Origin of the sequence: Serratia sp. H1w, from assembly GCF_000633355.1 — a bacterium.
In the GTDB taxonomy this organism is placed as follows: domain Bacteria; phylum Pseudomonadota; class Gammaproteobacteria; order Enterobacterales; family Enterobacteriaceae; genus Chania.
Window position 1 is genome coordinate 42,716 of record NZ_AYMQ01000120.1, and the last position, 8,016, is coordinate 50,731.

Below are 8,016 nucleotides of genomic sequence, written 5' to 3' on the forward strand. Positions count from 1 at the left end.
ATTTATATTCATGATCCGCTATGCGCGGTTATTTTATTTGGAGTAAAACTATGTGGTACAAAACAGGCACTATCAATTTAACCGCTAATAACGCCACCGTAACTGGTACTGGCACCGCATGGGCCGATGCCAAGTTTGGCGTGATGCCGGGCATGATTTTACTGGCCCCGGACAATAAGCTGTATGAAGTTAAACAGGTTAATAGCAATACTTCTCTGACTCTGAACAGCAACTATGCAGGTTCAACGGCCAACGGGCAGAGTTATGCGATTATTACTACCTACGAGGGTGATATCAGCCAGTTCTCCGCTCGTTTTGCTGCGATGCTGACCTTCTTCCAGGGCAGTCGCAATGATACGGTGAGTTGGTTTACCGGTTCCGGGGATATGACCTTCACTAAAGATGACGGTACAAAACTAACTGTGCCAACGTTGGCGAAGATCCAGACTGATTATGTTTCTAGATCATCGACTCTTGACCAGGGTATTGCGAGCACTGTGTTATTTACTAAGCCGCTTCGGCTTACCTCGACCACAACACCTGAGTTTACACCTACGACTCAGGGGGCGTGGATTGCTTGGAACCGTGCAACAACCGCAACTGGAGGGTTGGCGGCAGCGACAGACTTCATTAACAATAAAGGGAGTGGTGTTGGAGGTTTTAACTGGTGGAACTCTAATAGTACGGATACGACACTATGTGCTTATTTATCACCAGCAGGAAACTTTGTAGCTAAAGGTCAGCTAAGTTCTACGGGCGATATGCTCATGAACGCTTCTTCATCCTCTTCGAATATGTTAATTAGATTCAGAGATACTGGGGGGGTAGAGAAAAGTGCCGTTTACGCTCAGACAGATACTGGATCCATGAATATCCGCTGGAATGGTACGGCATATACTATGGCTTGCCGCACAGATGGCATGGTTTCAGTACCTAAAGGGCATGTTATAACAACAGCAATGTCATCACCTCAAGAAGTTATTGATACAGTTGCCTCTAATAGCGCACCAATAACATTCCGTGGTGCGGACTATGCTGGTTTTGATAAACCCAATAACTACACTGTTGGGACTTGGTATGGATTTGCCGTTGCACCTACAATTGGGAACAGTTTAGGTACTGGGGTTGAACAAGGAAAACCTGTATTTTACGTTAATGCTCGTACAGGGGTTACTTATGCGCTTAATGGGCTATATGTTGGTTCTTCACCAGTTATTACTGCTGGACAATATGGTATTGGTGGCGTAGCTGTGTCACTACCGCTAGATACAGTTTTAGATGATCTTAAAAACAAGCCTACGGGAAAGTATGGAGTAAACGCCAACGGTATAGGAATGCCTCGTGCTGGAGTTGCTTACTGCCTTGACTGGACATTTACGTCTAATGCAAATGGTGGACATGGCACTTTATTGGCTTCAGCGATCATTACAGCGCCTAGCTCGTATGATGAGGTATACCGCAACACACTTAGGAATGGTGTCTGGCAAGGTTGGGTCAAAATGTGGGATGGGAATACCCTTTCAAATCCGATGCAAGTTGGTGATGCAGGAGTCGGTGCATATACCCCTGTTACGGTAGCTGCCCCAGATGGTGTGGGGGCAAACCAGTTCTTCCGCTTCGGTACAAATACTGCTAATGCTCCAACTGCGGGGCCATGGGCGGGAGTTATGGGTGGGTACGATGGAGCATCCCGTTTTCAGATGGCTTGGGCAATGGGGGGAGCTGCTGTAGATTTACGAACAAGGGTTCGCTCTTCAACCGGTGGCCATTCAGCTTGGCAATCGATATGGCATACCGGAAATACTACCATAGACGCCAACGGCTTCCTGAAAAAAGCCTCCCCAATAGCACGCCTCACCAGCAACCCAGAAAAAATGACAGACGAATACCTAGAAGGGTTCACCCTGTCAGGGCTGGCAGCAGTCAATGGCGAAGCCGCAGGTGTTACCGCTGAGCGAGTTTCTGTCGGCGTATACCAAGTGACAGGTTCGCTAGGTTTCGCCCTGGAGGGCTGGAATATCGAAGTCCCGCAGGACGTCAATGGCAACCGCCTGTGCTTTGTCGCGACCGAATCAGCCGAAGACGGCACGATCACGGTCAAGGTCAGCAAACGTCGCTTTGATATTGATACTGCAGCGATTGTCGCTGGCGAGCCGATGGATATTCCGGAAGGGCGCTGGATCGACCTGCGTTTGGAAATGCCGCCGGTTGAGGAGGTTCAGTGCGAGCCAGAACCAGAAAGCAACGACGTTCAAATGACGGCCGAGTAAGTGGCATTGGCGGTGAAACGGTGTTGTTCTGTCGTTGCCCAGAACCGTTTTGCCGTGAACAAGCTTGAACAGTATTGGGGGGAGGCAGCCTCCCCAATATTGGATGTTTTAACGATGTTTAACGCAGTGAACAGCTATTATGCAGCGGGTTTTTGTACCGCCAGGATAAAGATCATCGGACGCTCTTTTTCTTCATCCAGTGCCGGATTATCGGCGATCTGTTGAGCAGATGGACCCCATTCATTTAAGTAATGGATGGTGAATCCTTGCTGTACCAGCAAATTAATATAAGTACCCAGCATACGGTGCTGTTTGATCACTCCTTCCGCTAGCCAGTTGGAAATACGTTTTCCTTCTTGCTGATAACCATTGATCGGCCAGGATTTTTGCCCTGCCTCATCCACTAACCAGCCCTGATGCTTTGGCGCAGTATAAATCGGGTGCTCGGCCGTAAAAATAAACTCCCCACCATGCACCAATGCCTGATAAACGGTAGCGAACAGCTTACCGAGGTCTTCGATATAGTGCAGCGTCAGCGAGCTATAGACCAAATCGAAGCTGGCCGCCGGGAGCTGTAGCGCTTCCAGATCCTGCTGACGGTATTCAATCGCCGGATCCTCAGTCATCTCCTTCGCCTTACCCAACATCTTCTCTGAAAGATCCATTCCCAGTACCCGATCGGCACCTTGCTCACGAGCACTGCGGCAGAACCAACCGTAACCACAGCCAAGATCGACCACCTTTTTGCCCTGCAAATCTGGCAGAATGCTGCGGATGGTTGGCCATTCCGGCGCACCATCCAACCCCTGCACCGAACGGCTGAGCTGTGCATAGCCGTCGAAAAAGGCCTGATTGTCATAGATATTTTGTGACATAACGTCTCCTGTATTAAAAAAGCCGCGCTAATAGCATGGCCCGTTAATGGTATTCGTTCAGCAATTAGACTGCCAACAAAAATAGGGCATAATTAGCGGATAACAGAATAAATCAGGGGATTGGATGAAGATTATTTCAGTGCGTCGGGAGCCAGCCTATCTCGATATGGCTATCGAGTATTTCCAGCGTCAGTGGGCATCGCCAGAAACGATGATGCTCTATCAAGACTCGATAACCCGTTGTTTGGCGGCGGCAAACCCATTGCCACAGTGGTATTTATTGCTGGATGGCGAAACCATCGTGGGTTGCGTGGGGCTTATCACCAATGACTTTATCAGCCGCATGGAGCTGTATCCGTGGCTGTGTGCGCTGTATGTTGATGAACATTATCGTGGGCAGGGCTGCGGCGCATTGCTGGTCAATCACGTAGCCAAGGTCACTGGCGAACTGGGATTTCACAGTTTGCATCTGTGCACTGACCATGTTGGTTACTACGAAAGATTGGGTTTCAATTTTGACGGACTTGGTTATCACCCATGGGGCGAGTCATCGCGAGTTTATTCGTTGGATCTTGTTTGATCATGCCCAACTTTGCAGACAAAGTTGGGCTAGCGGGTTACTTTGACTGATTCCACGGCATCTTGGCCAGCAGCGTTGCCATTCCGCAAAACCCGCTGATCCCGGCAAAAAGCAACCCGGCACCCACAAAGCCGGGCAGCAGGAAGAACAGGGGAGAAGTGGCATAGCCTAGTACTGTCCCTGCCAGAATTAAGGAACCCGCAGCAATCTGCACCTGCCGCATAATGGGCAGCGACTGGTTCTTACCCTTCACGACATCCATTCCCTGTTGTTTCCAGCCATTGATGCCACCTTCCAGCAGATAAACCTTTGCTGGTGCCGCGGCCCCTGCCAATAACGCTGCATTTTGTGCCGTACGGCGGCCAGACTGGCAGTGAAAAATCACTACATCCTGTTCGCTAAGCGCCTGCGGTTTCCCACCTTTCTCAATATCGGGCAACGAGAGCAAGCTGGCCTGGGCAATATGCTCGTGGGTATATTCATCCACCCCGCGTATATCCAATAGCCGTGCTCCCTGCATGATTAATTTCTGCGCTTGCTGTGATGTGATGGTTTCTACGTTCATGGCGTCCTCAGGGGCAATAGATGGCTTTTAACGTGCTGATGACCTGCTGCACGGCGCTATTTTTAATCGAGTAGTTGATGCGTTGCCGGTCTCGGGTACTTTCAATCAACCCTTCGTCGCGCATCTTGGCCAGATGCTGTGAAGTGGCGGAAGGGCTAAGCCCGGTCGCTAACGCCAACTCACCGGCGCTGGTACCTGGAGCATCCACCAGCATGCAAAGGATCAGCAAGCGGCGGGGGTTGCTCATGGCTTTGAGTAGGGTGGCTGCGGCATCGGCGCTGGCAAGCAGCGAGGCGTTTTCGTCGTTCATGAGTTACTTTAGTTTTTTATAAATTTAGTAAATGCTAAATTAATTGATGAGAAAATGCACGTACTTTTTTGATGGCGTGCCAAGCATATGGCTTCGATGATCAAAGAGGTGAACCCGTTACAGAGATCTGCGAGTCAAGCCTTCGTAAATCAGCTTAACGGCGAATGCTCCAATCACTACGCCGATGACCCTGCTGGCGACCAGTTGCATATTGGCATAAGAGCGCCGTACCGCTGGCAGAGAGAATGCCTGGCTGAGGAAAACGCGCCAAATTACCGAACTGAGCACGATCCCCAACCAGGCGCTCAGTTTGGCCCAGGTAGGTGTTTCGGTGCTTAGGGTAACGGAGAAAATGCTGATAAAGAACAGCACCGTCTGTGGGTTGGAGAGATCGGTAATCAGGCCCCGACGAAAGAAGACATGCCAAGGCGCACTGAGTGGTTGTTGCAGCGCAGGGGAATGTGGCGCGTTTTGCTTACTCATACTTTTATAGGCAAACCACAGTAGATATAGCCCACCAACCACCTTGATGACCGAGAATATCCCCTCGCATTGGGTGATCAGCGTAGCCATGCCAAACAGGCCCAGCCCGGAATACAGCGCATCGCCAAGTGCCACTCCCAGCCCGGTCAACATGCCTGCCCGGCTGCCGGAGGCCAGGCTGGTTTGCACCACGACAAACAGGTTGGCGCCGGGGTTGAAAAAGGTTAATACAAACAGGCCGATTGTTAGGGTTATTGCATGCAGCGGATCCATCTCGGCTATCCTTGAATTGCGCTCAGACGCCAATGATATGGCTAGTCCTGCTCAAGAGATGCGAATCGCATCACATCCACAGCTGAGTTATGATATCCACATCGTAACGAGTCAGGTTTAAACGGAATTAACCCTAATGACATGGACAGTCTACAGTAATCCCATTGCCGATATGTACGGCCCCTGGTTTCTGGTGTTTTATCTGACGTATTGCATCTTGTTGATGTGGTTGATATCACGGGCCAGGCGTCGCTACCTCCGTTCATTCATTTCCTCTGGTTCACCCTCGATCTCGTTGCCGCCAAAAGTCGATCCTTACTACATTGCCTGGCTAAAGGGCGGTATTGATCACGTGCTCAAATTGGCCATGATGCGCCTTTCCTATGAAGGGTTATTAACTGCCGGACGGCAGCAGGGAAAAACCTTCACCCGACAGCGCCCCAATAATCCGGAAAAAGCCGACCAGCGAGAGCAAAAGCTTAATCGGTTGGAGCGTTCGGTGCTGCTGTGTTTTGAGTCAGGGGCGGAACAAAAGAAGGCCGGAGCGTTTTCTTCCCTGCGCCCACTCTATCGGGAGTTCGATGCTCAGGCCCAGCGGGAAGGTTATACCTACCCCGCCAGCTACCAGCGAACCAGCCGTGGGATCCTGTGGGCCGGTTTGGTGCTCATGCTTGGTATGGGGGGATATAAGCTGAGCGTGGCTTGGTTGAAGGGCCATCACAACGTCGGGTTCCTGATGGTGCTAATGCTGTTTTTCGGGTGGATCTATTATCTGATTTTCCTACGCAACCGAGCGGGTAAGGCCCAACTGACCCCCAAAGGGGAAAAGCTGCTCAGCCAGTTGTCGGCCACTTTGCCTAAGGATAAAAAGTCCCTCAAACAGTTGGATATTGCCATGGTTGCCGTCGCGCTTGATGACGACAGGGAGGTCTACGCTAACTGTGCTTTTGGGCGACAGGCCTATGCGCTCTTTCTAATACCCGTAGTCGGTAGTGCTGCGGGGGGAGATAGTTCCACGTCATCAAGCAGTTCCGATTCTGGTAGCAGCAGCGATTCAAGCAGTTCAAGCGGATGTTCAGGCTGCGGTGGGTGCGGCGGTGACTGATGAGCAACGCATTCCCTGCCGCCAGCTAGATTCGGTTAATCCCGTCAGGCTTAGCCGGTTAACGGTGCAGTGGCACATTACCGATCGGTGCAATCTACGCTGTCAGCACTGCTATCAGGAAAGCTATCGTCACCACGGCCCTGAATTCTCAGAGATGAAGCAGATTGCACAACAGATTTTTGCGTTACACCGCCAGGTCGAGGGTGACAACCCGATACCGCTGCAACTGACGCTTACCGGCGGGGAACCCTGTTCACATCCAGATTTTCCGGCCCTGCTCGATTATTTGGCATCCCAGCCAAGTGCGCCATCGTTAGCTATTTTGAGTAATGGTTCGTCTATCGACGAACAATGGGCTGCACGTTTCGCCAGACTCAAAGTGAAGTTTGTTCAGCTTAGTGTGGAAGGTACAGAACAGACCCATGACGAGATCCGTGGTCGCGGGCATTTTCAGCAGGTGCTGAAAGCTACCAAGCATCTGACCGATGCCGGAGTTCGAGTGCTTTGGTCCTTTACCGCCCACGGCCAGAACAGCCAGGAGTTTATGCAGGTTGCTGAATTGGCCAGCAGAGCGAAAGTAAACCGCTTGTGGTCCGATCGCATGATCCCCACCGATCACCGTGATATGCCGTTAACCCTGAATGCGCAGCAAAGTTCAGACTACTTCCGGCAAATGGCGCTGGCCAGCGAACGGCTTCAGGCCAAAGCGGGTAACCAGACCGAGATTGCCATGATCCGTGCCTTGCAGTTTCAGGAGGCTGGGAGTCCGCCTTATCGGTGCAGCGCAGGCGCAGAACTGATCACCATTATGCCGGACGGCAGCGTACTGCCTTGCCGCCGAATGCCGATCAACGTTGGCAATCTTTGGCAGCGTCCGCTGACGGAGATCTATCATCAAGCCCCGCAGTTGCGTCAGCTTAGGGGATTCACTGCGCCGCCAGAGTGCCAGGCCTGCCTCTATCGTACCAACTGCCGGGGCGGGCTCCGTTGTCTGGCTTATGCCATGCACAACGATCCGTTCCGCGCGGATCCGGCTTGCCGCTATCAGCAGGGTGATGTCTGAGACAGCCGTCAGAATGCAGATAACCCACGACATATCTTGCCGAAAATTAACACCGAGCGGGCATTAAGATGATTTAGCCCTAATTTCTTAAGCGCGTTGACTTTATGGGAGCAGATGGTTTTTATCGATAAATTAAACTCTTTTGCCAGACTGTGTGGCGTTTTTCCAGTAGTTAATGCCCGCATTTTCTTTTCCTCTTGCCTAGTCAGGAATAGCAGGTCTTGCAGATGAGTCGCGTTGGCCTCTAAAAGAGGGAAAAGGGCATCAAGCGGCATTTTCTTAGATAGCACGCTTTGAATGCTGGTGGTTTCTCTATCTGATACATTGTCCAATACCCACCACACCTTAGTACCATGTCTGCGCGCAGTGGTCATCAGATCGATAATGATATCTGCCTGCTCGATAGCTATCAGCAATATATCTTCGCTAGTAAAAAATATTTTACCTGGTGCTTCTTTTGTTATATCAAGGTATACCCAATAAACCTCAAGA

At 51.0% G+C, this 8,016-nt stretch carries 9 protein-coding genes; 4 read left to right on the forward strand and 5 right to left on the reverse strand.

All coding sequences use genetic code 11. The features are described from left to right. Positions 1-50 precede the first annotated feature (50 nt). Positions 51-2,270, forward strand: a complete 2,220-nt coding sequence (locus tag U869_RS32445; protein ID WP_025119666.1) for a hypothetical protein — start codon at positions 51-53, stop codon at positions 2,268-2,270. A gap of 137 nt (positions 2,271-2,407) precedes the next feature. On the opposite strand, the gene U869_RS0125570 is transcribed toward U869_RS32445, so the two are convergent. Continuing rightward, entirely contained in the window at positions 2,408-3,145 is a 738-nt protein-coding gene (locus U869_RS0125570; protein ID WP_025119665.1) for a bifunctional 2-polyprenyl-6-hydroxyphenol methylase/3-demethylubiquinol 3-O-methyltransferase UbiG, read from the reverse strand. Positions 3,146-3,269: 124 nt separating this feature from the next. Here U869_RS0125570 and U869_RS0125575 point away from each other — a divergent pair, with 124 nt between their 5' ends. Then, positions 3,270-3,725, forward strand: coding sequence for a GNAT family N-acetyltransferase (locus U869_RS0125575; protein WP_025119664.1), 456 nt, complete (start codon positions 3,270-3,272; stop codon positions 3,723-3,725). Positions 3,726-3,762: 37 nt separating this feature from the next. Here U869_RS0125575 and U869_RS0125580 read toward each other — a convergent pair whose 3' ends face one another. From U869_RS0125580 to U869_RS0125590, 3 genes are all read right to left on the reverse strand, one after another. Further along, positions 3,763-4,290: a rhodanese family protein gene (locus U869_RS0125580; RefSeq protein ID WP_025119663.1), complete on the reverse strand. Its 528-nt coding sequence runs from the start codon at positions 4,288-4,290 to the stop codon at positions 3,763-3,765. 7 nt (positions 4,291-4,297) lie between these two features. After that, entirely contained in the window at positions 4,298-4,600 is a 303-nt protein-coding gene (locus tag U869_RS0125585) for a helix-turn-helix transcriptional regulator (protein ID WP_025119662.1), read from the reverse strand. Positions 4,601-4,717: 117 nt separating this feature from the next. Next, the gene (locus U869_RS0125590) at positions 4,718-5,356 is read right to left on the reverse strand and encodes a LysE family transporter (RefSeq protein ID WP_025119661.1); all 639 of its coding nucleotides are present in this window, start codon (positions 5,354-5,356) and stop codon (positions 4,718-4,720) included. Positions 5,357-5,492: 136 nt separating this feature from the next. Between U869_RS0125590 and U869_RS0125595 the strand changes: the two genes are divergently transcribed. After that, complete coding sequence (locus tag U869_RS0125595; protein WP_025119660.1) at positions 5,493-6,461, forward strand: TIGR04222 domain-containing membrane protein; 969 nt, start codon at positions 5,493-5,495, stop codon at positions 6,459-6,461. Beyond that, a complete protein-coding gene (locus U869_RS0125600) occupies positions 6,454-7,524 on the forward strand; it encodes a radical SAM protein (RefSeq protein ID WP_198530671.1) in 1,071 nt (356 codons plus the stop codon). Before U869_RS0125595 ends, U869_RS0125600 begins: the two co-directional genes overlap by 8 nt. An 8-nt stretch (positions 7,525-7,532) precedes the next feature. Here the strand turns inward: U869_RS0125600 and U869_RS0125605 are convergent. Continuing rightward, positions 7,533-8,016, reverse strand: a 484-nt coding sequence (locus U869_RS0125605) for a LuxR C-terminal-related transcriptional regulator (RefSeq protein WP_029987248.1), incomplete at its 5' end; no start/stop codon positions are given.